General features: G+C 68.9%; 22 protein-coding genes. 12 read left to right on the top strand and 10 right to left on the bottom strand.

Annotated features, from left to right (window positions below; all coding sequences use genetic code 11):
- Window positions 1–120: 120 nt before the first annotated feature.
- The gene (greA, locus tag ACZ3H8_RS08275) at window positions 121–618 is read right to left on the bottom strand and encodes a transcription elongation factor GreA (protein ID WP_467398967.1); all 498 of its coding nucleotides are present in this window, start codon (window positions 616–618) and stop codon (window positions 121–123) included.
- A gap of 173 nt (window positions 619–791) precedes the next feature.
- A complete protein-coding gene (locus ACZ3H8_RS08270; protein ID WP_467398965.1) occupies window positions 792–1,196 on the bottom strand; it encodes a DUF4307 domain-containing protein in 405 nt (134 codons plus the stop codon).
- 153 nt (window positions 1,197–1,349) lie between these two features.
- On the opposite strand from ACZ3H8_RS08270, the gene mca reads away from it, so the two are divergent.
- On the top strand, window positions 1,350–2,231 hold the full coding sequence (gene mca, locus ACZ3H8_RS08265; protein ID WP_467398963.1) for a mycothiol conjugate amidase Mca: 882 nt from the start codon (window positions 1,350–1,352) through the stop codon (window positions 2,229–2,231).
- On the top strand, window positions 2,224–2,475 hold the full coding sequence (locus ACZ3H8_RS08260; protein ID WP_398983451.1) for a hypothetical protein: 252 nt from the start codon (window positions 2,224–2,226) through the stop codon (window positions 2,473–2,475). Before mca ends, ACZ3H8_RS08260 begins: the two co-directional genes overlap by 8 nt.
- A gap of 224 nt (window positions 2,476–2,699) precedes the next feature.
- On the opposite strand, the gene ACZ3H8_RS08255 is transcribed toward ACZ3H8_RS08260, so the two are convergent.
- The gene (locus tag ACZ3H8_RS08255) at window positions 2,700–5,906 is read right to left on the bottom strand and encodes a tetratricopeptide repeat protein (protein ID WP_467398959.1); all 3,207 of its coding nucleotides are present in this window, start codon (window positions 5,904–5,906) and stop codon (window positions 2,700–2,702) included.
- A gap of 148 nt (window positions 5,907–6,054) precedes the next feature.
- On the opposite strand from ACZ3H8_RS08255, the gene ACZ3H8_RS08250 reads away from it, so the two are divergent.
- The 5 genes from ACZ3H8_RS08250 to ACZ3H8_RS08230 all read left to right on the top strand — a co-directional run bounded on the left by ACZ3H8_RS08250 (window position 6,055) and on the right by ACZ3H8_RS08230 (window position 15,039).
- Window positions 6,055–8,106: a thioredoxin domain-containing protein gene (locus ACZ3H8_RS08250; RefSeq protein WP_467398957.1), complete on the top strand. Its 2,052-nt coding sequence runs from the start codon at window positions 6,055–6,057 to the stop codon at window positions 8,104–8,106.
- 180 nt (window positions 8,107–8,286) lie between these two features.
- Entirely contained in the window at window positions 8,287–9,549 is a 1,263-nt protein-coding gene (locus ACZ3H8_RS08245) for a glycosyltransferase (protein WP_467398954.1), read from the top strand.
- Entirely contained in the window at window positions 9,546–11,222 is a 1,677-nt protein-coding gene (locus ACZ3H8_RS08240) for an ArnT family glycosyltransferase (protein WP_467398952.1), read from the top strand. Before ACZ3H8_RS08245 ends, ACZ3H8_RS08240 begins: the two co-directional genes overlap by 4 nt.
- Window positions 11,219–12,454, top strand: coding sequence for a glycosyltransferase (locus ACZ3H8_RS08235; protein ID WP_467398950.1), 1,236 nt, complete (start codon window positions 11,219–11,221; stop codon window positions 12,452–12,454). The genes ACZ3H8_RS08240 and ACZ3H8_RS08235 overlap by 4 nt, the downstream gene beginning before the upstream one ends.
- A gap of 98 nt (window positions 12,455–12,552) precedes the next feature.
- The gene (locus ACZ3H8_RS08230) at window positions 12,553–15,039 is read left to right on the top strand and encodes a galactose oxidase-like domain-containing protein (RefSeq protein ID WP_467399947.1); all 2,487 of its coding nucleotides are present in this window, start codon (window positions 12,553–12,555) and stop codon (window positions 15,037–15,039) included.
- Window positions 15,040–15,175: 136 nt separating this feature from the next.
- On the opposite strand, the gene ACZ3H8_RS08225 is transcribed toward ACZ3H8_RS08230, so the two are convergent.
- Window positions 15,176–15,811 carry a TetR/AcrR family transcriptional regulator gene (locus tag ACZ3H8_RS08225; RefSeq protein WP_467398947.1) on the bottom strand — a complete coding sequence of 212 codons (636 nt, stop codon included), beginning with the start codon at window positions 15,809–15,811 and terminating at the stop codon, window positions 15,176–15,178.
- Between the two features lie 85 nt (window positions 15,812–15,896).
- Window positions 15,897–16,574, bottom strand: coding sequence for a PAQR family membrane homeostasis protein TrhA (trhA, locus tag ACZ3H8_RS08220; protein ID WP_467398945.1), 678 nt, complete (start codon window positions 16,572–16,574; stop codon window positions 15,897–15,899).
- Between the two features lie 280 nt (window positions 16,575–16,854).
- On the opposite strand from trhA, the gene ACZ3H8_RS08215 reads away from it, so the two are divergent.
- From ACZ3H8_RS08215 to ACZ3H8_RS08200, 4 genes are all read left to right on the top strand, one after another.
- Complete coding sequence (locus ACZ3H8_RS08215; protein ID WP_398983469.1) at window positions 16,855–18,678, top strand: phosphoenolpyruvate carboxykinase (GTP); 1,824 nt, start codon at window positions 16,855–16,857, stop codon at window positions 18,676–18,678.
- A 549-nt stretch (window positions 18,679–19,227) separates the two neighbouring features.
- Entirely contained in the window at window positions 19,228–19,500 is a 273-nt protein-coding gene (locus ACZ3H8_RS08210; protein ID WP_467398942.1) for a hypothetical protein, read from the top strand.
- Window positions 19,497–19,646, top strand: coding sequence for a hypothetical protein (locus tag ACZ3H8_RS08205; RefSeq protein ID WP_467398940.1), 150 nt, complete (start codon window positions 19,497–19,499; stop codon window positions 19,644–19,646). The genes ACZ3H8_RS08210 and ACZ3H8_RS08205 overlap by 4 nt, the downstream gene beginning before the upstream one ends.
- A gap of 13 nt (window positions 19,647–19,659) precedes the next feature.
- Window positions 19,660–20,415 carry a barstar family protein gene (locus tag ACZ3H8_RS08200; RefSeq protein ID WP_467398938.1) on the top strand — a complete coding sequence of 252 codons (756 nt, stop codon included), beginning with the start codon at window positions 19,660–19,662 and terminating at the stop codon, window positions 20,413–20,415.
- Between the two features lie 103 nt (window positions 20,416–20,518).
- Here the strand turns inward: ACZ3H8_RS08200 and ACZ3H8_RS08195 are convergent, their stop codons facing one another.
- Window positions 20,519–20,905 carry an SCO4983 family protein gene (locus ACZ3H8_RS08195; protein ID WP_467398935.1) on the bottom strand — a complete coding sequence of 129 codons (387 nt, stop codon included), beginning with the start codon at window positions 20,903–20,905 and terminating at the stop codon, window positions 20,519–20,521.
- Window positions 20,906–21,008: 103 nt separating this feature from the next.
- Window positions 21,009–22,220: a pyridoxal phosphate-dependent aminotransferase gene (locus tag ACZ3H8_RS08190; RefSeq protein ID WP_467398933.1), complete on the bottom strand. Its 1,212-nt coding sequence runs from the start codon at window positions 22,218–22,220 to the stop codon at window positions 21,009–21,011.
- A 250-nt stretch (window positions 22,221–22,470) separates the two neighbouring features.
- On the opposite strand from ACZ3H8_RS08190, the gene ACZ3H8_RS08185 reads away from it, so the two are divergent.
- Window positions 22,471–23,262, top strand: a complete 792-nt coding sequence (locus tag ACZ3H8_RS08185; protein WP_467398931.1) for a maleylpyruvate isomerase family mycothiol-dependent enzyme — start codon at window positions 22,471–22,473, stop codon at window positions 23,260–23,262.
- 16 nt (window positions 23,263–23,278) lie between these two features.
- Here the strand turns inward: ACZ3H8_RS08185 and ACZ3H8_RS08180 are convergent, their stop codons facing one another.
- The 3 genes from ACZ3H8_RS08180 to ACZ3H8_RS08170 form a co-directional block, all read right to left on the bottom strand.
- Window positions 23,279–23,710, bottom strand: coding sequence for a phosphatase domain-containing protein (locus ACZ3H8_RS08180; RefSeq protein WP_467398928.1), 432 nt, complete (start codon window positions 23,708–23,710; stop codon window positions 23,279–23,281).
- Between the two features lie 108 nt (window positions 23,711–23,818).
- Window positions 23,819–24,469: a DUF4360 domain-containing protein gene (locus tag ACZ3H8_RS08175; RefSeq protein WP_467398926.1), complete on the bottom strand. Its 651-nt coding sequence runs from the start codon at window positions 24,467–24,469 to the stop codon at window positions 23,819–23,821.
- Between the two features lie 271 nt (window positions 24,470–24,740).
- Complete coding sequence (locus ACZ3H8_RS08170) at window positions 24,741–24,974, bottom strand: chaplin (protein WP_356226724.1); 234 nt, start codon at window positions 24,972–24,974, stop codon at window positions 24,741–24,743.
- Between the last annotated feature and the right edge of the window lie 78 nt (window positions 24,975–25,052).

Here is a 25,052-nt window from a genome sequence, read left to right as displayed (position 1 = left end):
GGGGGGGTTCCGGGCGGGGGGGGGGCCCAAGGCCCGGGCGGCCCCCCCCGTCCCCCCCCCCCCGTCGTTGCCGGGGGCCGCCCCCCCCCCCGCGCCCCCCCCCCTTCACTCTGTCCGGTCTCAGGCGGTGTACGGCTTGGCCTCGAGGATCTTCACCGAAGCCCTCTTGCCGTTGGGCAGCTCGTACTCCGCGTCCTGGCCGACCTTCTTGCCGCTCACGCCCGAGCCCAGCGGGGACTGCGGTGAGTACGTCTCGATGTCGTCGCTCGCGTACTCGCGGGAGGCGAGCAGGAAGGTCGTCGTGTCGTCCTCGTCGCCGTCGAAGGCGATGGTCACGACCATGCCGGGGGCCACCACACCGGTCGCCGCCGGGGCCTCGCCGACCTTGGCGTTCTCCAGGAGCTGGGTCAGCTGGCGCACACGGAGCTCCTGCTTGCCCTGCTCCTCCTTGGCCGCGTGGTACCCGCCGTTCTCGCGCAGGTCGCCCTCCTCACGCGCTGCCGCGATCTTGGTGGCGATCTCGGTGCGCGCGGGACCAGACAGGTACTCCAGCTCGGCCTTCAGCTGGCTGTACGCCTCCTGGGTGAGCCAGGTGACGTTCTCGCTGGTCTGGGTCACAGGTGCTCCTCGTAGGTACTGGGAATACAAAGCATCGCCCTACCCAGAAGGATGTGCCTTCATGGATGGGCGAAACCACGAGCCTAACAATTTCGTGGCGGAAGGGGGAGGACGAAAGCCATCAGAATTTCATCAGCGCAGGTCAGAGCCGATACCATCTCGGTGGCGCGCCGTCAGCGTGCGGTGCACTGCTCCAGCTCGGCGCTGGTTGCGCGCGCCGTGGTACGCACCGTCACGACCTGGTCGATCCGCTTCTCGCCCCGCTGGCCGACGATGACGTCGATACGGCCCACCTCACTGCCGTCCTCGGAGCGGGAGCGCAGCGTACAGGTGCCGGTGGCGTCCGCGTCCTTGCGCACCTCCAGATGCGCCTGGACCTCGGTGTCCGAGACAACCTTGAATTTGATCACTTCGGCGCTTATCTTCTGCCCGGCGATGTAGTCGTAACCGAACCAGCCGACCACCCCGAGCAGCACCACACCGAGGCCCGCGCCCACGATTTTGAGCATGCGGTCGGCGCGCTCGTCCGCCGAGCGGCCGTAACGGCCCTCCGGAAGCTGCTCGCGCACCGCGGCCATGATGGATCCTCTCCAGAACGGGCTGCCGGAATTTTCCGTCCCCCGATTCGGTCACTATAGAAGCCGCCCGCCCGCCACCCGACCGCCGCCCCACATCGACGTCCCTGCGGGACGGCACCGGTTATTTCGCGACGAATCACTGAGGATCGAGTCTTGACTGAGCAGCTGCGACTGATGGCCGTTCACGCCCACCCCGACGACGAGTCGAGCAAGGGCGCGGCCACCATGGCCAAGTACGTATCCGAGGGGGTGGACGTGCTGGTCGTGACCTGCACGGGAGGCGAGCGCGGCTCCATCCTCAACCCGAAGCTCCAGGGGGACGCATACATCGAGGAGCACATCCACGAAGTGCGCAAGAAAGAGATGGACGAGGCGCGCGAGATCCTCGGCGTCAAGCAGGAGTGGCTCGGCTTCGTCGACTCCGGCCTGCCCGAGGGCGATCCACTGCCGCCGCTGCCCGAGGGCTGCTTCGCGCTGGAGGACGTCGAGGTGGCGGCCGGCCGTCTGGTGAAGTCGATCCGCGCCTTCCGTCCGCAGGTCGTCACGACCTACGACGAGAACGGCGGGTACCCCCACCCCGACCACATCATGACCCACAAGATTTCGATGGTGGCCTTCGACGGTGCGGGTGACTCCGAGAAGTACCCGGAGTCCGAGTTCGGCCCCGTCTGGCAGCCGCAGAAGCTCTACTACAACCAGGGCTTCAACCGGCCGCGTACGGTCGCGCTGCACGAGGCGCTGCTGGAGCGCGGCATCGAGTCCCCGTACGGCGAGTGGCTGGAGCGCTGGAAGGAGTTCGAGCGCGCCGAGCGCACCCTGACCACGTACGTTCCGTGCGCGGACTTCTTCGAGATCCGCGACAAGGCGCTGATCGCGCACGCGACGCAGATCGACCCGGACGGCGGCTGGTTCCGCGTGCCGATGGAGATCCAGAAGAAGGTCTGGCCGACCGAGGAGTACGAGCTCGCCAAGTCCCTGGTCGATACTTCCCTCCCCGAAGACGACCTCTTCGCGGGCATCCGCGAGAATGCCTGATATGAGCGCAAGCGCAAACCTCGCACTGACGCATCTCGTCCCCCTCGCCAAGGAGGTCGACGACAACAAGGTCACCCCTGGTGTCCTCGGCTTCATCGTCTTCGCGGCGCTGGCCGTGGGCGTGTGGCTGCTGATGAAGTCGATGAACCGCCACATGGGAAGGGTCGACTTCGAGGAAGCCCCGGATCCGAAGGCGGACGCCCCCAAGGGGGGCAAGGGTAAGTCGGGGCCTGCCGCGGCGTGAGGTCGTGACGAGGTGGGGCGCCTGCGGCGGGTTCTGCCCCTACCCCGCCCTTTCCCGACTGGGGGCAAGCCCCCAGACCCCGTACTCCCCCTATGCCCGCAGGGCGTAGGGGGAGTGTCCTCAATCTCCCCCAGACTTCGTCCGGGGGGACCCCCAACGGGCTGGATTTTCCAGCCCCGCCGGCGGTTGAGGCGCGGGGTCCGGGGCGGAGCCCCGGCGGAAGGCTACGTCGCCGCGGGTACCGGGACGCCCATCACCTCGCGTGCATGGCGGTTCGGGACCATCCCCAGGTGCCAGGCCTGCCAGCCGTCCTCCAAGTGCACGCCCCGTTCCAGCATCACCGCCAGCGCCTCCGCGCAGTCCTCCAGCTTGCCGTCCCGCGACGCGTGCGTCGTCCCCATCAGCTGGGCCAGTTCCTCCTGGGCCACCACCGTGCCGACCTCGATACCGCCCGGCGATGCGAACGGCAGCAGTGTGCAGCGCAGGAATCTGGCCCAGTCGGCGCCCCGGTCGTCCTGGTACGAGGCGAACAGGGCCGCCGCCTCGTCGCACAGCGCCAGCGCCTGCCCCGGGCGGTTGTTGCCCGCGTCGATCAACGCCAGCTCCAGGCAGGTCCAGGCCTCGCCATGGGCAACGCCGATGCGATGGAAGTCGGCGCGGGCGTCCACCAGAAGCTGGCGGGCGAAGCCCGAGTTGCGCAGGTTGCCAGTCTGAGCCGCCCGCTGGTCCCGGGTGACACGGCCCGAGTGGTGGCGGGCGCAGGCCAGGCCGTACACGTCGCGCATCCGGGAGAACATCGTGCGGGCCCGCTCCAGCTCCCGTACCGCCTGGTCGCGGTCGCCGCGCTCCTCCAGCGCCTGGCCCAGGTAGTACAGCGTCCACGCCTCGCCGCGCGCGTCCTCGTTGTCGCGGTGGCGGGACAGCGCCTGGCCCAGCTGGTCCACCGCGGGGGCCGGGTCGCCGTCCACCAGTCTGGCCCGGGCCAACTGGGTCAGCGCCCAGGCCTCACCGCGTCCGTCGCGGGTGCGGCCGTACAGATCGAGGGCCGCACGCAGCTCCGACTCGGCGCGCGGGACATCGCCCATCCGCAGGCACACCTGGCCCAGCTGGAAGTGCGTCCACGCCTCGCCGTGCAGCGACTCGCCCTCCCGGTGCAGGGTCAGCGCCGTCGCCAGCAGCGTCAGCGCCTCCGCGAGATTGGCCCGGTCGCGCTCCACCGCGGCCAGCGCGTGCAGCGACCACGCCCGGTCCTCGGCCTGCTCGTCCGAGGACTGGAGCTCGATCGCCTCGTGCAGCTTCGCCGCAGCCTCGGTCAGATTGCCCTGGTGGTGCAGGGTGATGCCGAGAGAGCAGAGCGCGAGTGCGGTGCCCGAGTCGTTCTGCGCCTCGCGGTAGAGGCCGACGACGGACGACAGTGTCGTACGGGCCTTGTCGAGCTCGCCGAGCTGCCGGGCCGCGATGCCGGTACGCCAGCGCACGGAACGTTCCAGCAGGCCCTGGTCCACCGCCTGCGACAGCTCACTGATCTCGCCGAGCCGGTACAGGTCGCCGCGCAGCAGGCAGTAGTCGCACAGCGCGCCCAGCAGATTGAGCACCGTCTGCTGGTTGACGCCCTCCGCGTGCCGCAGCGCCGAGGTGATGAAGCTCGACTCGTCGTCCAGCCAGCGCAGCGCGGCGTCCAGCGAAGCGAAGCCGTGCGCGCCGAACTGGCCCGCGCGCGTGGACATCTTGCCGTCGACCATGCGGATCACGGCCCCGGCCAGGTCGGCGTAGTTCTGGATGAGCCGCTCCTGCGCGGCCGTACGCTCAGCGGCCTCCTCCTCGTCGAGGAGACGGGCCCGGGCGAAGGACCGTACGACGTCGTGCAGCCGGTAGCGGCTGGCCCGCACATGGTCGATCAGTCCCGCGTCGGCCAGGCCCCTGAGCAGCCGCTGCGACTCCTGCTCGTCCGTGGCCAGCAGCGCCGCTGCCGCCGCCGCACCCAGCGACGCCCGCCCGGCCAGCGCGAGCCGGCGCAGCAGCCGCCGCGCCTGCTCGGACTGGTCGGTGTAGCGCAGCCACAGCGCCCGCTCGACCGGGTCCACCGGACCGTACGCGCCGAGATCGGCCGCCAGCTGATGCGCGGTCCGCGGGCCCAGCGAGGAGCCGGCGATACGCAGCGCAAGCGGCAGCCCGCCGCACAACTCCCGTACCTCGTCGGCCGATTGGGCGTCATACGGCCCGGACAGGGGCTCCTCGGCCGAGGCCCGCAGCAGCTCCTCCGCCCCCGCCGCGTCCAGTGCGTCGACCGGCAGCTGGTGCACCCACGCCGGAATGTCCGCCGGCAGGTCGAGCCGCTCGCGCGCGGTCACCAGCACCAGGCTGTCCGAACGATCCGGCACCAGGGTGCGCACCTGCGCCGGGTCGCTCGCGTCGTCCAGCACCACCGTCACCGGCAGCCCGGTCAGATGCTGGTGGTACAGCTCGCCCAGCCGCCGCACCTGCTGATCGGCCGACGAACGCTCCCGGAACAGCAGCTGTTCGCGCGGCGCGCCCAGCCGGTTCAGCAGGTGCAGCAGCGCATCGCGCGTAGAGAGCGGATGCTCGCTGTCGCCGCGCAGATCGACCACGCACGCGCCCCGGAACTGATCCTTGAGATGGTGCGAGGCCCGCACGGCGAGGGTCGTGCGCCCCGATCCCGGCGCGCCGTACAGCACCACGACCGTCGGCCTGGTCTCCGTCGACGCGCGGGCGGCGTGCACCCACTGCGAAATCTGCGTCATCGCGTCCCGGCGGCCCGCGAACGGCCCCTCCGGCTCCGGCAGATGCCCGAAGGACTGCTCCAGCACCGACCGACTGCGCGCCGCCGCGCTCCGGTCCGCGCCGCGCAGCTGCGGCACCGCGGTGGGCTTCTTCGCGGTACGGGTGGAGGAGACCAGCATCCGCTGCTGGTCCAGGAACGGGCGGATGCCCCGCACCTCCAGAGCCGTCAGCCACTGCAACCGCAGCTGCTCGGTCCCGCCCGGCTGCCCCAGCGCCCCGGCTCTGCGGTGGGCGGCCGGCCAGTGCGAGGCGGTCACCTTGGCGACGGTGGTCGCGGCCCCGGCGACGGCGACGACAGCCCCGGCGCCGAGCGCGGTACCTGTCGCCGTTCCCAGCGCGACGTCCGCGCCGATCGCCGCGGCCGCGGCAATGGCCGTGACCAGCAAGGGAGTTGAGAAGTTCTGTCGGCTGAACTGCGCGGACAGCGGCTGCTGCCCGGCCTCCGCGTCCACCAGCGCCTGCTCGTACGCGGCGTACTCCTCGCCCGCATTCGCCGCCATGCTGTCCAGGGCGGCCCGTGCGCGTGCCAACAGCACGCCCGAGTCCGATCGCCCGCCCGAGCGCCGTACCTCTTCTTCTACGGCGCGTACCAACAGCCGCTCGGCTTCCGCCCGATGGCTGTCCCGCATATGGGTCCCCCTCCGAGAGCCTTCCGCTTCCGTTCCGGTTCCGGTCCCGTCTCCGGTTCCGGTTCCGTTCCGGCGACAAGTGTCCTGCGTGCGGCGCGTCAGCGCGAGAGAGTCTGACGATCATCCGCACCTGAGAGAGGATGGGAGTATGCCGAACCGCCTCGCCCATGAGACTTCCCCCTACCTCCTTCAGCACGCCGACAACCCGGTCGACTGGTGGCCGTGGTCGGGCGAGGCCTTCGACGAGGCCCGCAGGCGCGGGGTACCCGTGCTGCTCAGCGTCGGCTACTCGAGTTGCCACTGGTGTCATGTTCTGGCGGTCGAAAGTTTTGAAGATGAACAAACTGCCGCCTACATGAACGAGCACTTCATCAACATCAAGGTCGACCGCGAGGAGCGGCCCGACGTCGACGCGGTCTATATGGAGGCCGTGCAGGCCGCCACCGGGCAGGGTGGCTGGCCCATGACCGTCTTCCTCACGGCGGACGGCGAGCCCTTCTACTTCGGTACGTACTTCCCGCCCGAGCCCCGGCACGGCATGGCCTCCTTCCGGCAGGTCCTCGAAGGGGTCGCGGCCGCCTGGGCCGACCGGCGGGACGAGGTCGGCGAGGTCGCGGGGAAGATCGTCCGGGATCTGGCCGGGCGCTCGCTCGCGTACGGCGGCGAGGGGGTGCCGGGCGAGGAGGAGCTGGCGCAGGCGCTGCTCGGGCTGACCCGGGAGTACGACGAGCGGCACGGCGGCTTCGGCGGCGCGCCCAAGTTCCCGCCGTCGATGGTCGTCGAGTTCCTGCTGCGGCACTACGCCCGGACCGGGGCCGAGGGTGCACTGGAGATGGCCGTGGACACGTGTGGGGCGATGGCCCGCGGTGGGATGTACGACCAGCTCGGCGGCGGCTTCGCACGGTACTCGGTGGACCGCGCGTGGGTGGTGCCGCACTTCGAGAAGATGCTCTACGACAACGCCCTGCTCTGCCGGGTGTACGCGCATCTGTGGCGGGCGACCGGTTCTGAGCTGGCCCGGCGGGTGGCGCTGGAGACCGCGGACTTCATGGTGCGGGAGCTGCGCACGGCCGAGGGAGGGTTCGCCTCGGCCCTCGACGCGGACAGCGCCGTCGGAGACGGATGGGGGCACCCCCAGGCCGAAGGCTCTGGGGGAGGTACGGGCAAGCATGTCGAGGGCGCGTTCTATGTATGGACGCCGCAGCAGCTGCGCGAGGTGCTGGGGGACGAGGACGGGCGGCGGGCCGCCGAGCTGTTCGGGGTGACGGAGGAGGGCACCTTTGAGGAGGGCGCCTCTGTCCTTCAACTCCCCGACGGGGAGGTCGAATCGTCGATCAAGGAGCGGCTGCTTGCGGCACGGGCGCAGCGGCCGCGGCCCGAGCGGGACGACAAGGTGGTCGCCGCCTGGAACGGCCTCGCGATCGCGGCGCTCGCTGAGGCCGGCGCGTACTTTGAGCGGCCGGATCTCGTCGAGCGGGCCACCGAGGCTGCCGATCTGCTGGTGCGGCTGCACATGGACAGCGGGGCGCGCCTCGCCCGTACCTCCAAGGGTGGCCAAGTCGGCGCCAATTCAGGGGTGTTGGAGGACTACGCGAATGTCGCGGAGGGTTTCCTGGCGCTCGCGGGCGTGACGGGCGAAGGCGTTTGGCTGGATTTCGCCGGCTTTCTGCTGGACATCGTCATCGACCAGTTCGTGGCCGAGGGCGGGGCGCTGTACGACACCGCGCACGACGCCGAGCGGCTGATCCGCCGCCCCCAGGACCCGACGGACAGCGCGACCCCGTCCGGCTGGACGGCGGCGGCCGGCGCGCTGCTTTCGTATGCAGCCCACACCGGCTCCGAGGCCCATCGCACCGCCGCGGAGGGCGCGTTGGGTGTGGTGAAGGCGCTCGGGCCGCGGGCCCCGCGTTTCATCGGCTGGGGGCTCGCGGTCGCGGAGGCGCTGCTGGACGGGCCGCGCGAGGTGGCGGTGGTCGGCCCTCAGGACGACGCGGCGACACGGGAGTTGCACCGTACGGCGCTATTGTCGCAGGCCCCGGGCGCGGTGGTCGCAGTCGGCGAACCGGACAGCGAGGAGTTCCCGCTGCTTGGGGACCGCCCTCTGGTGGACGGCAGCCCCGCCGCGTACGTGTGCAAGCACTTCGTTTGTGACGCCCCTACCGCGGACGCATCCGCACTTGCCGGAAAACTCGCCAATTGACGGCTCAACTTCAGTTTTTATCAGGCGAGCACCGGACTTTAACCTTCCGCCTATAGGGTCCTCGGCACGAGGAGTAGCCGAGGTTGTGCACTGGGGAGTGCCGCACCGAGGCTGACAAAGGTGTGTCGCCGGCCAGGGGGGTCCTGCTGCCGGGGCGCAGGTCCAAGGGGGGACCTTTCGGTGCTCATATCGGTGTTCGTTGTTGCCATTTCCGTGGCGCTGTTCTGGATGGCGGCTTTCACGCTGTGGTGGCAGATGCATGCCTGGCGTACGCCCGAGATACTCGCGGCGACCCGGTTCGACCGGCCCGACGGCGGCGTCGGGCTCTCTTTCTCTCTGCTTCTGCCGGCCCGCCACGAGCAGGCCGTGCTCGAGCACACCATCGAGCGGCTGCTGGAATCCAGCCACTCCAACTTCGAGATCATCGTGATCGTCGGCCACGACGACCCGGAGACCGCGGCGGTCGCCGAGCGTTCGGCCGAGCGCGATCCGGTGCGGGTGCGGGTCATCACCGACACGCATGAGGTGAAGAACAAGCCCAAGGCCCTCAACACCGCGCTGCCGCACTGCCGCGGCGACATCGTGGGCGTCTTCGACGCCGAGGACCAGGTCCACCCCGAGCTGCTCGCCCACGTCGACCACGCCTTCACCTCCACCGGCGCGGACGTCGTCCAGGGCGGCGTACAGCTGATCAACTTCCACTCCAGCTGGTACAGCCTGCGCAACTGCCTGGAGTACTTCTTCTGGTTCCGCAGCCGGCTGCATCTGCACGCACAGAAGGGCTTCATCCCGCTCGGCGGCAACACCGTCTTCGTCCGTACGGCTGTGCTGCGCGAAGCGGACGGCTGGGACCCCAACTGCCTTGCCGAGGACTGTGACCTGGGCGTCCGGCTCTCGTCCGTCGGCAAGAAGGTCGTCGTCGCGTACGACAGCGACATGGTCACCCGCGAGGAGACCCCCGGCACGCTGATGAGCCTGCTCAAGCAGCGCACCCGCTGGAACCAGGGCTTCCTGCAGGTCTACCGGAAGAAGGACTGGAAACAGCTCCCGGGCTTCGGACAGCGGTGGCTCGCCCGCTACACCCTGATGACGCCATTCCTGCAGGCCTTCTCCGGCGTGATCATCCCGCTCAACGTGGCCATCGCGCTCTTCCTCGACGTCCCCGTCGGGATCGCCATCGTGACCTTCCTGCCGTTGATCACGGCCATGGTCACGGTCGTTTTCGAAATCGTCGGACTGCACGACTTCGGCAAGCAGTACGGCCTTCGCGTCCGGACCGTCCACTACCTCAAGCTCATCGTCGGAGGTCCCTTCTACCAGGTCCTCCTGGCCGGCGCCGCGATACGCGCCGTCTGGCGGGAGCAGCGGGGACGCAACGAGTGGGAGCTGACCAGTCATGTCGGCGCGCATCTCACCGAGACCCGAGAGGACGCCCACCGGTGACCACAACTCTGCCTCCGGCTCCTGACACCGCCACTCCGCCCGCTGCCGCGAAGCCCCGGCCGACGGTGCCCGTTCATATCCGGCCCGTCATACGCTTCCGCAGCTCGCGGCCCGATCTGCTGCTGTGCTTCGGGCTGCTGGCCGTGATCCTCCTCGTCCAGGGCTGGAACATCACGCACTTCCCGACTCTCAGCGACGACGAAGGCACCTATCTCGCCCAGGCCTGGGCGGTCCAGCAGGGCGACGGGCTCGCGCACTACACGTACTGGTACGACCATCCGCCGCTCGGCTGGATCCAGATAGCCGCGCTCACCTGGATTCCGTCGCTTATCGCGCCCGAGACGATGACCGTGGCGACGATGCGGTTCGCGATGCTGCTGGTCAGCGCGGCGTGCGCGGTGCTGTTGTACGTGCTGGCGCGCCGGCTGTTCCTGCCGCGCTGGGCCGCCGGACTTGCCATGCTGCTCTTCGGGCTCTCCCCGCTCTCCGTGGTGCTTCAGCGCGAGATCTTCCTGGACAACATCGCGGTGATGTGGATGCTGCTGGCGTTCTGCCTGGCCGCGTCCCCCAGCCGCCATCTGTGGCACCACTTCGCCGCCGGGCTCGCCGCAGCGACCTCGGTGCTCACCAAAGAGACGATGCTGGTGGTGCTGCCCGCGCTGCTGGTGACGATGTGGCGGCACAGCCACCGGGACACCCGTAAGTTCGCGGTGACCGGCGCGATCACCGCATGTGCGCTGATCGGGCTCGCGTATCCGCTCTTCGCGCTGCTCAACAATGAGCTGTTCCCGGGGCCCGGCCATGTGTCGCTGATCGACGGGATCACGTACCAGATGGGCCGCGAGGGCTCGGGCTCCATCTTCGATTCGGGCTCGGGCTCGCACGGCGTCTTCCGGTCCTGGCTCTACTACGACCGGGTGCTGCCGCTCGGCGGACTCGCAGGCGCGGCCCTGCTGCTGGTGACCCTGCGCTGGTCGGTCACCGCCCGCGCGCTCGCCGGACCGGCGCTGGTGGTGGCGATCCTCGCGCTCGTAGCGATGAGGCCCTCCGGCTATCTGCCCGCGATGTACGTCATCCAGGCGCTGCCGTTCCTGGCACTGGTGCTGGCGGGCGGCGCGGCGAGCGTGGCGCACGCGGTGCTGCGGCGGCGGCTTGGGGCTTCGCCCCCAGACCCCCACTCCCGCCAGGACGCAGGGGGAGGGGTCCGGGGCGGAGCCCCGGCGATACGGTGGACGGTCGCCGCCGTCCTCGCCCTTGCCGCCGCCGCATACGTCGTGCCGAGCTGGTACGCCGGAAACCGCGACGCCCTCACCGTCGACGCCAACGCCCCCTACCGCGCGGCCGCTTCCTGGATGCAGAACGAGGTCGCCGACCCCGCCTCCACCCGGGTCCTGGTCGACGACGCGCTCTGGCTGGACCTCGTGCACGACGGGTTCGAGCCCGGCACCGGCGCGATCTGGTTCTACAAGGCCGACCTCGACCCCGCGGTGACGAAGACGATGCCGCGCGGCTGGCGGGATCTCGACTATGTCGTCTCGTCGCCGACCGTCCGCCGCGATGCCGTCGACCTGCCCAACGTCAAGGCGGCACTTGAACATTCGAAGCCCGTCGCCGTCTTCGGCGACGGCGAGGACCGGATCGAGATCCGCCGGATCACCGGAGGCGAGCGATGACCACCACACCCCGTACGGGCGCCGAGGAACTCGGCGATCCGGAGCTCAGTGCCGCCCAGCTCGCCGAGCCCGGCGCTGTCACCGTCATCATCCCGACCTTCAACGAGTCCGAGAACATAAGGGAGTTGCTCCACCAGCTCACCGAGTCCGTGCCGTCCCGGCTGCCCTGCGAGGTCGTTTTCGTCGACGACTCCACGGACGACACTCCGGATGTGATCCGCCGCGCCGCGCAGGACTGCCCGTTCCCGGTCGCCGTGTTGCACCGCGACGTCCCGACCGGCGGGCTCGGCGGTGCGGTCGTCGAGGGTCTGAAGGGCGCGGGCTCCGACTGGATCGTCGTCATGGACGCCGACCTCCAGCACCCGCCCGAGCTCGTGCCCGAACTCGTCGCGGCGGGGGAGCGGTCGGGCGCCGATCTCGTCGTCGCCAGCCGCTACATCCGCGGCGGCAGCCGCGCGGGCCTCGCCGGCGGCTACCGTATCGCCGTCTCGCGCGGGGCGACCTGGCTGACGAAGGCACTCTTCCCGCGCAGGCTGCGCGGCATCAGCGACCCGATGAGCGGCTTCTTCGCGATCCGGCGCAGCGCGGTGACGGCCGAGGCGCTGAAGCCGCTCGGTTACAAGATCCTGCTGGAGCTGGCGGTGCGCTGCCGCCCTGAGACGGTCGCCGAGGTGCCGTTCGTCTTCCAGGAGAGGTTCGCCGGCGAGTCCAAGTCGACGGCGAAGGAAGGGATGCGCTTCCTCGGGCATCTCGTCGCGCTGCGTACGGCATCATCGGCGGCCCGGATGGTGGCCTTCGGTCTGATCGGCCTCACCGGCTTTCTGCCGAACCTGCTCGGGCTGCATGTCCTGACCGCAGCCGGAATGCACTATCTGCCGGCCGAGATCGTCGCCAACCAGTTCGGCGTGATCTGGAACTTCCTCCTCATCGAGGTGCTGCTGTTCCGGGACCGCCGCAGGCACCGGCACTGGGCGGACCGGGTGGGCCGGTTCGCGCTGCTCGCCAACGCCGATCTGCTGCTGCGCATCCCGCTGATCGCGCTGTTCGTGGGCCGGATGGAGATGGCGGTGCTGCCCGCCACCACGCTGGCGCTGCTGACCACGTTCGTCCTGCGGTTCGCGGCGACGGAGGCGCTTGTCTATCTGCCGCGCAGCGGTGGGCGCCACCGGGACGAGGGAGGCGGCCGCAACAGCCGCAGCAGTCGAGGGAGCCGCAAGGAAAGGACCGTGTAATGCCAGCCGAGTCACCCACATCCGGGCCCTCGGGGCCAGAGACCGGTGCGTCCAAGCCGCGCATGCTGCGGATACCGCGCGTCCGCGCGCCGCGCCGCATGCGAGCGGCGGGCGCCGCGCTGCGAAGCGGGAGACGCCGCACCGCGCCGCAAGGCGCGAGACGCCGCGTCGCGCTGCAAGGCAGGAGACGCCGTGTCGCGCTGCTCGCCGTCGCCGCGCTCACCGGGGGGCTGCTGATATCCGCCCCGCAGCAGGCTTCCGCCGGCCCGCCCAACCTGATCACCAATCCGGGCTTCGAGACCGCCGGCGTTGCCGACATGCCCGCCTGCTGGGAGAAGTCCGGCTGGGGCGACAACGACTTCACCTTCGAGACCGTCGCCGACGCCCACTCGGGCAGCAAGGCCATGAAGGTCTCGCTGAGCCGCCGGGTCGACGGCGACCGCAAGGCCCTGATCACCGAGGACGCGGTCTGCGCGCCCAAGGTTAAGCCGGACAGTCAGTACGACCTCTCCCTCTGGTACAAGAGCACCACCCCCGACACCGCCGTCACGCTCTTCCGGCACGATGTGACGGGCGGCTGGCAGTACTGGACGGACCTCAAGACCCTTCCGATGAGCGCTGGTTACGAGCGGGTCGAGGTCCGCACCCCCGCCGTCCCGCCCGGCACCGACCAGATCACCTGGGGCGTGTCCGTGTACGGCACGGGCTCGGTCACCACCGACGACTACGTCATGGAGGAAGTGACCGTACCCGCCCCCGACCCCGTCTGCACGGGGACGCCGGAGGAGTGCGCCAAGGGCCGCTGGGACGTCCTGCCGGTCCAGAACCCGGTGCGTTCCATGCATTCCGTGGTTCTGCACAACGGGAAGGTCCTCGTCATCGCGGGCTCCGGCAACGACGAGGCGCAGTTCCAGGCGGGCACCTTCACCTCCGCCGTCTATGACCCGGCCACCGGCGCCTTCCGGACCATCCCCACCCCCGTGGACATGTTCTGCGCCGGCCATGTGCAGCTCCAGGACGGCAAGGTCCTGGTGATGAGCGGCAACAAGGGCTATCCGTCGGCCGACGGCACGATCGGCTACCAGGGGCTGAAGGACTCGTACATCTTCGACCCGGCGACCGAGACGTATACGAAGACGAACGACATGAACGGCGGCCACTGGTACCCGTCGGCGACGATCCTCGGCAACGGTGACGTCATCTCCTTCGGCGGTCTGAAGGAGGACTCGACGGGCAATGTGACGGCCGAGAAGTTCTCGGCGGCCCAGAACAAGTGGCTGCCGATGAACGAGGTCAACCAGACCTGGTCGTACTGGGGTCTGTACCCGTCGATGATCCTGATGCAGGACGGACGGCTCTTCTACTCCGGCAGCCATGTCTTCGGCAACGGCACCCAGGGCTCCGGCGCCTCCATCTACGACTACACCGCCAACACCATCACCGATGTGCCCGGTCTGCAGAACAAGGACCAGCGGGACGAGTCGGCGAGCGTGCTGCTGCCGCCCGCCCAGGACCAGCGGGTGCTGACGATCGGCGGCGGCAACAACGAGACCAACCCGGCCGCCAACCGCTTCACCGACATCATCGACCTCAAGGAGCCCAACCCGGTCTATACGCACGGTCCGTTGCTGCCGCAGGGCCAGGTCGACCAGGGGCAGGGCAAGCGGCCGCAGACCGGCGCCGAGGGCAAGATGTTCGTCTCGGCGGTGCTGCTGCCCGACGGGAAGGTCTTCGAGACGGGCGGCGGGCTGCACGACCGGGCCGACCCGGTGTACGAGGCGTCGTTCTTCGACCCGGCGACCAATACGTACGAGGAGGGTCTCGCGACGGACCCGATCCCGCGGACGTACCACTCCTCGGCCTTTCTGCTGCCGGATGGGCGGGTGATGGCGGTGGGCGACAACCCGGGCAACGGCACGTACAACCACAATGTGTCCGTCTACACGCCGCCGTATCTGCTCAAGGGCGCCCGACCGAAGATCACTTCGGTGATCGACGGGCAGTGGACGTACGGCGACACCCAGCGGATCACGGTCGACCGGCCCATCGCCAAGGCGGAGTTGATCCGCCCGGCCGCGGTCACGCACTCCTCCGACCCCAACCAGCGGTTCCTGGACCTGCCGATGACGGTGGACGGCAACAACGTCGACCTCAATGTCACCAGCAACCCCAATATGGCGCCTCCCGGCTGGTACATGCTCTTCGCGGTCGACGCGAACGGGATCCCGTCGGTGGCCGAGTGGGTGCATCTCGGGGGACCGGCGGCGATGGCGGCCGATGCCCCGTCCGCGCATGTCCACGACTTCGCGGACGCTCCGGCGAAGGCGCCGAAGAAGGCGCAGAAGAAGCGGAGTTCGGCGCCGGTGAGCCCGGAGATCGCGGGCTGCGACCGGCACTACGGCGCGGCCGGGGTCTGTGTCCCCACGGTGTTCCCACGGGAGGTGAAGGCGACGACGGCGGCGCGGTGCGGGTGGCTGGCGGCGCATGAGTACGGACGGCTGAAGGTGAACGGGAAGGACGACCCCTTGCGGCTCGACCCGAACAGGGACGGGGTGGCGTGCGGGAAGGAGGACGGGGCGAGGTAGCCCCGGGCGGATCGGGCACGCCCTTCGGGGCGTGTCCGCGCGGTCCGGGGCGGAGCCCCGAATTCAGCCTCGTGGGGGTCCCCCCGGACGAAGTCTGGGGGAGTTTGAGGCGCGGGGTCCGGGGCGGAGCCCCGGGTCAGAGCTTCAGCCCGCCCCGCATCGTCGTCAGCGCGCGGTCCACCAGCTCGACCAGATCGTCCTGGTGGTCTCGCGCCGCCCAGTACAGCATCACCTCGCGCAGCGCCCCGAGCACCGCCGCGGTGAAGACCCGTACGTCCAGGTCGTCGTGGTCCCGGCCGGTGCGGTCGGCGAGTGCGTGGACCAGCAGCTCGGACGTGGTGTCCATGGCCTCGGTCATCCTGGCCCGGACAGCCGGGACCTCCACCAGCAGCTTGGTGCGCTGAATGACCTCCTCGCGGTCGTCCCGGACGAAGGTCGACAGGCGGTGCGTGATCACATGCCGGATCGCGTCCAGCGGGTCCTCGTCGGCCGGACGCGCCCGCAGTTCCGCTTCCATGACCGGGTCGTACTCGTCGGTGAGGACGATGTCTTCCTTCGTCGGGAAGTAGCGGAAGACCGTGGACGGGGAGACCTCCGCGGCCTCCGCGATCTGCTCGATGGTGGTCGCCTCGTACCCCTGCTCCGAGATGAGCCGGTACGTCGCCCGGCGGATCGCGATCCGCGTCTTGAGCTTCTTGCGCTCGCGCAGGCCGAGTTGTGGCTGCGCTTCGGCGAGGGAATCGCGCGCGGGGCTACGTGTCGTGGCGGCCATGTCCGTCATTGTCCTGCATCGCGGCGGCGAGACATGGCAGCCAACCCGAGAGTCAATGTCAAATGACTGCAACTCTCAAAAGTTGTCATGAGTGCTGGTAGGCGACCAGCGAGATGCCCACGTAATGCACGATGAACGCCGCGAGCGTGAGCGAGTGGAAGACCTCGTGGAAGCCGAACCACCGCGGCGACGGATTCGGTCGCTTCATTCCGTAGATCACGCCGCCCGCGCTGTAGAGCAGCCCGCCGACGATCACGCAGACGAGCACCGCGATCCCGCCGGCGCGCATGAAGTCGGGCAGGAAGAAGACCGCCGCCCAGCCCATCGCGATGTAGCAGGGCGTGTAGAGCCAGCGCGGGGCGCCGACCCAGAAGACCCGGAACGCGATGCCCGCCACGGCCGCCGCCCAGACGGCCCACAGCAGTGCCTGCCCGGAGGAACCGGGGAGCAGCAGCATCGTCAGCGGGGTGTACGTGCCCGCGATGATCAGGAAGATATTGGCGTGGTCGAGCCTGCGCAGCACGGCTTCGCCACGCGGGCCCCAGTTGCCGCGGTGGTAGAGGGCGCTCACGCCGAAGAGCAGGCACGCGGTGAAGACGTAGATCGCGCAGGCCACCCGGGCCCGGGTGGAGTCGGCGAGCGCCGTGAGCACCAGGCCCGCGACCAGGACGGCGGGAAACATCCCGGCATGCAGCCAGCCGCGCAGCCTCGGCTTCACAGGGAGTGGCTCTATGTCGGTCACTTCGGACGCGGCAGCAGTCATGACGAGGATGGTACCTACGCAACCGTAGGTAACAGTGGGCCCGTACCTCCTCGCCGCGTCCTCCCTGCTGCCCGGCCCGAGCGGCCCTCGAGATGCGGATCGGGCTTCGAGTGGCGATGCTCACGTGAGAGGTCCTCTGGACATATGCGCATACTGCACGGATGATCAGATGAGTGCGGTCGGCACCGGATGAGCGCCAGGAAGCAACAAAGGGACCGAAGCATCCGGGTCGCAGCCCCCACGGGGCAACAACCTTCGAACCCCTCACTTAGGAGCGATCGTGGCGCGCGACATCGCGGCTCCCAGCACCGTCCCCACCAACCACCAGGAGCTCGTCTCCTGGGTCGACGAGATCGCAGCAATCACGCAGCCGGACAGCGTCGTCTGGTGTGACGGATCCGAAGCCGAGTACGAGCGCCTGTGTGAGGAGCTCGTCGCCAAGGGCACCTTCAAAAAGCTGGACCCGATCAAGCGACCGAACTCCTACTACGCCGCGTCCGACCCGAGCGACGTCGCCCGCGTCGAGGACCGCACCTTCATCTGCTCCGAGAAGGAGGAGGACGCGGGCCCGACGAACCACTGGAAGGCCCCGGCCGAGATGAAGGACATCTTCGCCGGTGAGGAGGGCATCTTCCGAGGCTCGATGCGTGGCCGGACCATGTACGTGGTGCCGTTCTGCATGGGTCCGCTGGGCTCGCCGCTGTCCGCCATCGGCGTCGAGATAACCGACTCCGCCTACGTCGCCGTCTCCATGCGCACCATGACCCGCATGGGACAGCCCGTCCTCGAGGAGCTCGGCTCGGACGGCTTCTTCGTCAAGGCCGTGCACACCCTCGGTGCCCCGCTGGAGCCGGGCCAGAAGGATGTCCCCTGGCCCTGCAACACGACCAAGTACATCTCGCACTTCCCCGAGACCCGCGAGATCTGGTCGTACGGATCGGGCTACGGCGGCAACGCTCTGCTCGGCAAGAAGTGCTACGCCCTGCGCATCGCGTCCGTCATGGCGCGCGACGAGGGCTGGCTCGCCGAGCACATGCTGATCCTCAAGCTCACCCCGCCGCAGGGCGAGTCCAAGTACGTCGCCGCCGCCTTCCCGAGCGCCTGCGGCAAGACCAACCTCGCCATGCTGGAGCCCACCATCTCCGGCTGGACCGTGGAGACCATCGGCGACGACATCGCCTGGATGCGGTTCGGCGAAGACGGCCGGCTGTACGCGATCAACCCCGAGGCCGGTTTCTTCGGCGTCGCGCCCGGCACCGGTGAGCACACCAACGCCAACGCCATGAAGACCCTGTGGGGCAACGCCGTCTTCACCAATGTCGCGCTCACCGACGACAACGACATCTGGTGGGAGGGCATGACAGAGGAGGCCCCGGCCCACCTCACGGACTGGAAGGGCAACGATTGGACGCCCGCGTCCGAGACCCCGGCGGCCCACCCCAACGCCCGCTTCACCGTGCCCGCCTCGCAGTGCCCGATCGCCGCGCCCGAGTGGGAGGACCCCAAGGGCGTGCCGATCTCGGCGATCCTCTTCGGCGGCCGCCGCGCCAGCGCCGTTCCGCTGGTGACGGAGTCCTTCAACTGGCAGCACGGTGTCTTCCTCGGAGCGAACGTCGCCTCCGAGAAGACCGCGGCGGCCGAGGGCAAGGTCGGCGAGCTGCGTCGCGACCCGTTCGCGATGCTGCCGTTCTGCGGCTACAACATGGGCGACTACATGGCCCACTGGATCAAGGTCGGGCAGCAGGCCGACGCGTCGAAGCTGCCGAAGATCTACTACGTGAACTGGTTCCGCAAGAACGACGCGGGCAAGTTCGTCTGGCCGGGCTTCGGCGAGAACAGCCGCGTGCTCAAGTGGATCGTGGAGCGTCTGGCGGGCAAGGCCGAGGGCGTCGAGACGCCGATCGGCATCCTGCCGACGCGTGAGGCCCTCGACACGAACGGCCTCGATCTGCCCGAGGAGGACCTCGACTTCCTGCTCAAGGTCGACAACGAGGTCTGGCGTGAGGAGGCCGCGCTGGTCCCCGACCACCTCAACACCTTCGGCGACCACACGCCGAAGGAGCTGTGGGACGAGTACCGCGCGCTGGTCGCCCGGCTCGGCTGACGCCCGTACTGGATCGTCGCGGCGGGCCAACTCGACATCCGCCCTGACCTGTGGGGTCACGCAGGTCCGCCGCGTCCCGGCCCCCGGAGCCCCCTCACGGCTCCGGGGGCCGGACCCTTTTCCCCGCTGGAATCAGCCACTCTCACCCACGCGACGCGCCCGTCGGCTGCGCTGGGCCGGAGATGCGAGTTGAGCCGCCCGTAGCGTATGACTCCCGTCACACGTGACCCACCTGTCCATGAACGTAAGCTCTTCAGACTTATGTGAAGGACATGTAGGAACTGGGGTGGGGTTGTGAGTAATGAGGATGTGGTGCCACCGTGCGCGCCACCCGAAGCCGATTCGCTTGAATCGGTCGATGCCGGCCAGGGGGAAGCCACCGACGCCATTCGGCGTGAGCCGACGTCAGCGGGCTTATGGGGAAGGAACTACCGAGTCGGATACTGGATCGCCTGGCTGGCGGTTCTCGGCTTTCTCATCACGGCTGCCATAGCGTGCTTCGGTCACTCGGCCGCGTCCGCCGCCGGCACCTGCGGAGGGGGAGGTGAGTTGGACTACAGCGGCGACTGCCTGCGGGACACGGCGATCGCGGATCCGGACGCGACGATCGGCGGCAAGGCCGGATCCGGAGCGGTCACGGTGATCTACGGCGGCACGGCCCGCGACTCGGGCCTGGACACCACGGCGGGCGCGGACTGGGCTCGCCGGGAGAGTCGATTCCCACCGCCGCCTTCGCGGGCGCCGCTTCCCCGGGGGCTTTCGAACGCCTTCGTCGACGCCGATGAGGAAATCAGGGCAGCGGGAGGAAAAAAGGCATCGTGACGCTGATACCGGGCAGCACGAGCGTCAATCACTACACGACGATCCACAAGTTCACGCGCCACGCTTTCCCTGACGACGGCTGGCCGAAGCCGCCAAAGGTGAAGAAGCAATCGAGCGGATTGAAGTGGTCACCGACGGGGACCTGATATTCTCCGTGGCATGGGAAGTGAAACTGGCGTAAGCCCCCTGTATCGATTTGTCGATGATGAATCGCAGCGGGTGTTTCTTGCCTCATGGGACATCGAGGGATTTTTCGTCGATTCGCCACAGGAAGAGTCGGGTGCCATTGGCCTGATCGGAACCTCGATGGCACCGGATCAGGTCCCCGGACTCCTTCAGAATGTGCGGCTCCAGGTGATGGACGTGCAGGGCGAAGTGATCGGTGAGTACTACATCGGCAGGGTCGACTTGAGGGCGGCCCGCGCGAGTGAACGGGTCAGCGGCGCCACGGATGTGGAAGCATCTTTCTTCGGCTGTTCCTTCCCTTATCCGTGGGCGGGAAAGTTCTGGCAGCTTTGGGCTGCGGGGCACCCGGCCGAATTGGGTGAATGGCGAAAATTCCCATCGGAATCCCATGGCAGTTGGCTGCACGTCGCGCAGACCGTCTGGTTCGGATCCGGTCGGAACGCGGCACGCTACGGCGAGGATGCGACGTGCGCGATTGACGGCGGCGGCCTGGCCGACATAGCGGGCTTCTATTGCGCTCTCGGAGAGGCCGTGAATGGTCCGGGAGGCTATTTCGGTTCGAATCTCGACGCGCTTGCCGACTGCCTGGCGTCGAGTCGATCGAATGCTGATCAATTCCGGCTAGTCTGGCAGAACTTTGCAGAGGCACAGGAGAACATCGGCGCGGGCGTTCTCGGATCTGCGATTTCCGTCCTGCGTGAATTTGGGGTCGAGGTCGACCTGAGTTGAGATACCAGAAGGGCCCACCGAAGAAGTCTTCGGTGGGCCCCTCTTGCGTACGGAATTGGTGGCACCCGGTCCGCGCGCCTCCGCGGCCCGCGAACCGGGGCCGTCAGTGGGCGCCGACCAGGCGGAGTTCGGCCAGGGCGGCGGTGTGTGCGTCCATCCGCTCGGCGGAGAGGATCGCGGCGGCGGTGTCGGCGCGGGATGCCGCGACGACGAGGGCGCGGCCCGCGAGGGCGAGTGCGCGGCGGTGCAGGGACGCGGGGTCCGAGCCGCTCAGGCCCGCGTGGCGGACGGGCGGGGTGCCGCGGAGGCGGGCGACCTGGGCCGCGATGCTTTCGGCGGCCCTGTCGAGGCCGAGCTCGTCGGTGACGGCGAGCAGCGCGGAGAGATGACCGGCGAGCTGGATGTCCAGCTCCTCCTCGCGGGTGCGGTGCGGGTACTGGGCGTCGTCGGCCATCGCGTGGACCGACTTGGTGCGGATCGGCTCGTACATGGGGATGGCCTCCTGCTCGCTGTCAGGAGACCATCCTAGCTTAGATTCTGTCTAAAGTTGAGCCGGGTCGGGACACTTTGCTCAGGCCACGCTCGCGGCCGGCTCAGGGCTGGCTGTAGCCGTCCAGGAACGTCCCGATCCGCGTCACCGCGTCCGCCAGGTCCTTCGCCGCCGGCAGCGTCACGATCCGGAAGTGATCCGGCTCCGGCCAGTTGAAGCCCGTACCGTGCACGACCATGATCTTCTCGGTGCGCAGCAGGTCGAGCACCATCTGCCGGTCGTCCTTGATCTTGTAGACCTTGGGGTCGAGCCGCGGGAACAGATACAGCGCGCCCTTCGGCTTGACGCAGGTCACGCCCGGGATCTGGGTGAGCAGGTCGTACGCGACGTCTCGCTGCTCCAGGATCCGCCCGCCCGGCAGGACGAGGTCCGCGATCGACTGCCGGCCGCCGAGCGCCGTGGCCACCGCGTGCTGCGAGGGCATGTTCGCGCACAGCCGCATATTGGCCAGGATTGTCAGGCCCTCGATGTACGAGGCGGCGTGCGCCTTCGGGCCGCAGACCGCCATCCAGCCGGAGCGGTAGCCCGCCACCCGGTAGTTCTTGGAGAGCCCGTTGAAGGTCAGGACCATCAGGTCCGGGGCGATCGCGGCGGTCGGAGTGTGCGTGGCGCCGTCGTAGAGGATCTTGTCGTAGATCTCGTCGGAGCAGACGATCAGGTTGTGCCGGCGGGCGATCTCCGTGAGAGCGCGGAGCATCTCCTCGGAGTACACGGCGCCTGTCGGGTTGTTCGGGTTGATGATCACGATCGCCTTCGTGCGATCGGTGATCTTCCGCTCGATGTCGGCGAGGTCGGGCATCCAGTCGGCCTGCTCGTCGCACCGGTAGTGCACGGCCGTGCCGCCCGCGAGGGATACGGACGCGGTCCACAGCGGATAGTCCGGGGCCGGTACAAGCACCTCGTCGCCGTCGTCGAGCAGCGCCTGCATCGACATCTGGATCAGCTCGGAGACGCCGTTGCCGAGGTAGATGTCCTCGACGTCCAGGTCGATGCTCTTCGTCTGGTAGTGCTGCATCACCGCGCGACGCGCGGACAGCAGCCCCTTCGCGTCGCCATAGCCGTGCGCGCCGCCGAGGTTGCGGAGGATGTCCTCGAGGATCTCGGGCGGGCACTCGAAGCCGAAGGCCGCGGGGTTGCCGGTGTTGAGCTTGAGGATGCGATGCCCTGCTGCTTCCAGCCGCATTGCTTCCTCGAGGACCGGGCCCCGGATTTCGTAACAGACGTTTGCGAGCTTCGTCGACTGGATCACCTGCATGTCGCTGAGCTTACGGGCGCGTAAAGCTGATCGCTTCCTGTTTTGGACCTCGCAGCGGCCCGGGAAGGGCTACGAGTGGGTGGTTCGAATGTCCGGTTTGGCGCATCGGCCGGTGAGAGCGGCTCGTTCCCTTCGAAAGGGGCGGCGGGACGGTCCGTACACCTGCGGTTTGCGCTGCGGGCGCGGGAAGGCGGCGGATCGATGTTGCCCTCGTCACCCTGTTGTCAGTGGTGCGGCCTACGGTGGCGCCATGACTCTGCTGAGTTTTGACCGCTACTGCGCCGAAATCGTCACGCAGACCGACCTGTTGAGATCCCGCATCGACGGCGCGGACCTGACGGCCCCGGTGCCCTCCTGTCCGGGGTGGAATCTCGGCCAGCTGCTGCGGCATCTCGGCGGCGGGCACCGCTGGGTCGAGACGATCGTACGGACCAGGGCTACGGCACCTCCCTCCGACGAGCAGCTGCGCGACCTGTCCGGCTACACGGACGAGGACCCGGCCGTGCTCGGCCCGTGGCTCGCCGAGGGCGCCGAGCAACTGGCTCAGACGCTGCGCGCCGCCGGGCCCGACGCGCAGATGTGGACCGCGGTGCCGGGTCGGACGCCGGTGTTCTGGGCCCGCCGCTTCGCGCACGAGACGCTCATCCACCGGGCCGACGCGACGCTGGCGGTCGGCGCGGAGTTCACGGCGGAGGAGGGGGTCGCCGTTGACGCCGTCGACGAGTGGATGGAGCTCGGCTCGCTGCCGCAGATCTTCGAGTACCACCCGGAGCAGCGCGAGCTGCTCGGCCCGAGCCGCACGCTCCACTTCCACGCCACGGACACCACGCCGGAGTTGGGGGCGGAGTGGCTGATGGACCTCACTGGCGACAAGATCGCCTGGCGCCGAGCGCACGAGAAGGCGGCGGTCGCGGTGCGCGGCCCGCTGACGGAGCTGCTGCTGGTGGTGTACGGGCGGCGGCCCGCGCGGAGCGAGCGCATCGAGATCCTGGGCGATGCGGAGCTGCTCGATTTCTGGCTGGAGCGGGTCGGGTTCGGGTGACCGGCGGTTCTTCCGGTCAAGCGGCGAATCGGTGGACGTAGCGCTTCTGCCAGGGGGTCTCGACGGCGCGGGCGTCGTAGTTCTGCCGCACGAACTCCACGGCCCGGTCGGCCGGAACCCCGTCGAGCACGGCGATACAGGCGAGCGCGGTGCCCGTGCGCCCGCGGCCGCCGCCGCAGGCGATCTCGACGCGCCCGTCGGCGGCGCGGTGCCACGCCTCGCCGAGGACAGCCCGGGCGTCGGTGTCGCTGCTGGGCAGCCAGAAGTCCGGCCAGCGCAGCCAACGGGCTTCCCAGGGGACCTCCGGCGGCCGCTTGCCGAGCAGATGGACGGCGTACGTGGGCGTCGGACCGGGAGGGAGCGGTCGGCGCAGGCCGCGGCCTCGGACGAGGCGTCCGGAGGGGAGGCACAGGACGCCGGGGACGGTGGGCTGCCAGGTCTCGGTCACGGCCACACCGTAGGGCATCCCGGCCCCCGGACAGGGCGGCCGGAGCGTACGCGCACCGTGCCGCACACGCCCCGGCCACCGAGAAGGCGGCCGGGGCGTCGCGTTCGCTCAGGACTCCTCGCATACCTTCCATGCGAGCCGGTAGATGGTGTTGATCTCACCGTCCGTCGAGTCCATCGTCATGAAGCTCGTCGTCTTCTTCGGATCCGAGGTTCCGGCATTGACCCGGATTTCGGTGTTGATGTTGAAGTTTCGCTTCACCCCGCACGGCGCCCATACCAGCTGACCCCATTCCGTGGAGTCGGTCGCCTGCCAGTTGTCGTCGAGTGGGCCCTTGAAGGGGTGATTTCTCGCCGCCGTGTCCGGTGAGCCCTGGAAGTAGTACGACGCTTTCTGGGTGGCAGTGGCGCCGGACTGCAGACCCGCGAAACCGCGGTAGTCGGCGCTGGCGATCGCGTACGTGAAGCCCTGCGGAACGTGCACGACGAGATTGAGCTGGCAGTTCTTCCGGTAGTCGGTCGGCCCTGCGCCCACGCCGACCTTCGCGAGGTACTCGCTGTACGTCACGGTGAAGGCGGTGTTGTCCTCGGACACGGCCACCGCGGCGGTGCCTGGGCGACACCCCGATCCGTTTACCGTCGCGATGTCGATCGTGATTTTGTCCGGGGGCGCGATGCTGACTGCGGAAGCGTTTTGTGCGGCAAGCAGTGAAGCGAGAAATGCCACTGCCGCGCCGCCCGCAATAAGTGTACGGGACATGATTCTCCCATCGGGAAATGTGAGGGGTTCACCCGGAGGCAAGCCCATAGAAGCGCATGGGCATGTCAACTCTTCAAGCAGTTCTGAGTGCTTCTCGAAGAGCCGGATCGATGGGAATGGTAGGGACCAATGCGGGCGTTGAATAGGGCTGTTATCGGCCGCGGTCGAGGGGGGGGCTGAAGGGGGCCTGAAGCGTGCGGAAGACCCCGGAGAGCGCTGCGGTGCTCTCCGGGGTCTTGGGCCACTGCGCCCTGTGCAGGCTGCTGGGCTGTCAGGCGGTGCTGCAGACGCCGCCGAAGGCAGGGTTGAGCAGGGCAACCACATTGAGGGTGTTGCCGCAGGCGTTGAGGGGAACGTGAACCGGAACCTGAATCACGTTGCCGGTGAGTACGCCCGGGGAGTCGGTGGCGACACCCTCGGCACCCGCGTCGGCCATGGCGGGCGCGGCGCCGCCCAGGGCCATGATGACGCCCGCGGCAACGGTTGCGACCTTCTTGTGCTTCATTTCGATCCTTTCGGCAGCGGTGTCATACGCATGCGCGACCTTCGCGCTGCGCAGCCAGTTTCCTGTAGTGAACACCTC

This window comes from Streptomyces sp. NPDC002868 (assembly GCF_055563295.1).
Note: the sequence above shows the minus strand (reverse complement) of the source record. Positions and strands in the feature narration are given on the sequence as shown.

Excerpts from the sequence above, each read along its gene's own strand:
- ACZ3H8_RS08250 (WP_467398957.1), top strand. The coding sequence starts at position 6,055 with ATGCCGAACCGCCTCGCCCATGAGACTTCCCCCTACCTCCTTCAGCAC.
- ACZ3H8_RS08170 (WP_356226724.1), bottom strand. The coding sequence starts at position 24,974 with ATGAAGCACAAGAAGGTCGCAACCGTTGCCGCGGGCGTCATCATGGCC.
- trhA (WP_467398945.1), bottom strand. The coding sequence starts at position 16,574 with ATGACTGCTGCCGCGTCCGAAGTGACCGACATAGAGCCACTCCCTGTG.
- ACZ3H8_RS08225 (WP_467398947.1), bottom strand. The coding sequence starts at position 15,811 with ATGGCCGCCACGACACGTAGCCCCGCGCGCGATTCCCTCGCCGAAGCG.
- ACZ3H8_RS08195 (WP_467398935.1), bottom strand. The coding sequence starts at position 20,905 with ATGTACGAGCCGATCCGCACCAAGTCGGTCCACGCGATGGCCGACGAC.
- ACZ3H8_RS08270 (WP_467398965.1), bottom strand. The coding sequence starts at position 1,196 with ATGGCCGCGGTGCGCGAGCAGCTTCCGGAGGGCCGTTACGGCCGCTCG.
- ACZ3H8_RS08230 (WP_467399947.1), top strand. The coding sequence starts at position 12,553 with ATGCGAGCGGCGGGCGCCGCGCTGCGAAGCGGGAGACGCCGCACCGCG.
- ACZ3H8_RS08260 (WP_398983451.1), top strand. The coding sequence starts at position 2,224 with ATGCCTGATATGAGCGCAAGCGCAAACCTCGCACTGACGCATCTCGTC.
- ACZ3H8_RS08175 (WP_467398926.1), bottom strand. The coding sequence starts at position 24,469 with ATGTCCCGTACACTTATTGCGGGCGGCGCGGCAGTGGCATTTCTCGCT.
- ACZ3H8_RS08200 (WP_467398938.1), top strand. The coding sequence starts at position 19,660 with ATGGGAAGTGAAACTGGCGTAAGCCCCCTGTATCGATTTGTCGATGAT.
- ACZ3H8_RS08190 (WP_467398933.1), bottom strand. The coding sequence starts at position 22,220 with ATGCAGGTGATCCAGTCGACGAAGCTCGCAAACGTCTGTTACGAAATC.
- ACZ3H8_RS08185 (WP_467398931.1), top strand. The coding sequence starts at position 22,471 with ATGACTCTGCTGAGTTTTGACCGCTACTGCGCCGAAATCGTCACGCAG.
- ACZ3H8_RS08235 (WP_467398950.1), top strand. The coding sequence starts at position 11,219 with ATGACCACCACACCCCGTACGGGCGCCGAGGAACTCGGCGATCCGGAG.
- ACZ3H8_RS08255 (WP_467398959.1), bottom strand. The coding sequence starts at position 5,906 with ATGCGGGACAGCCATCGGGCGGAAGCCGAGCGGCTGTTGGTACGCGCC.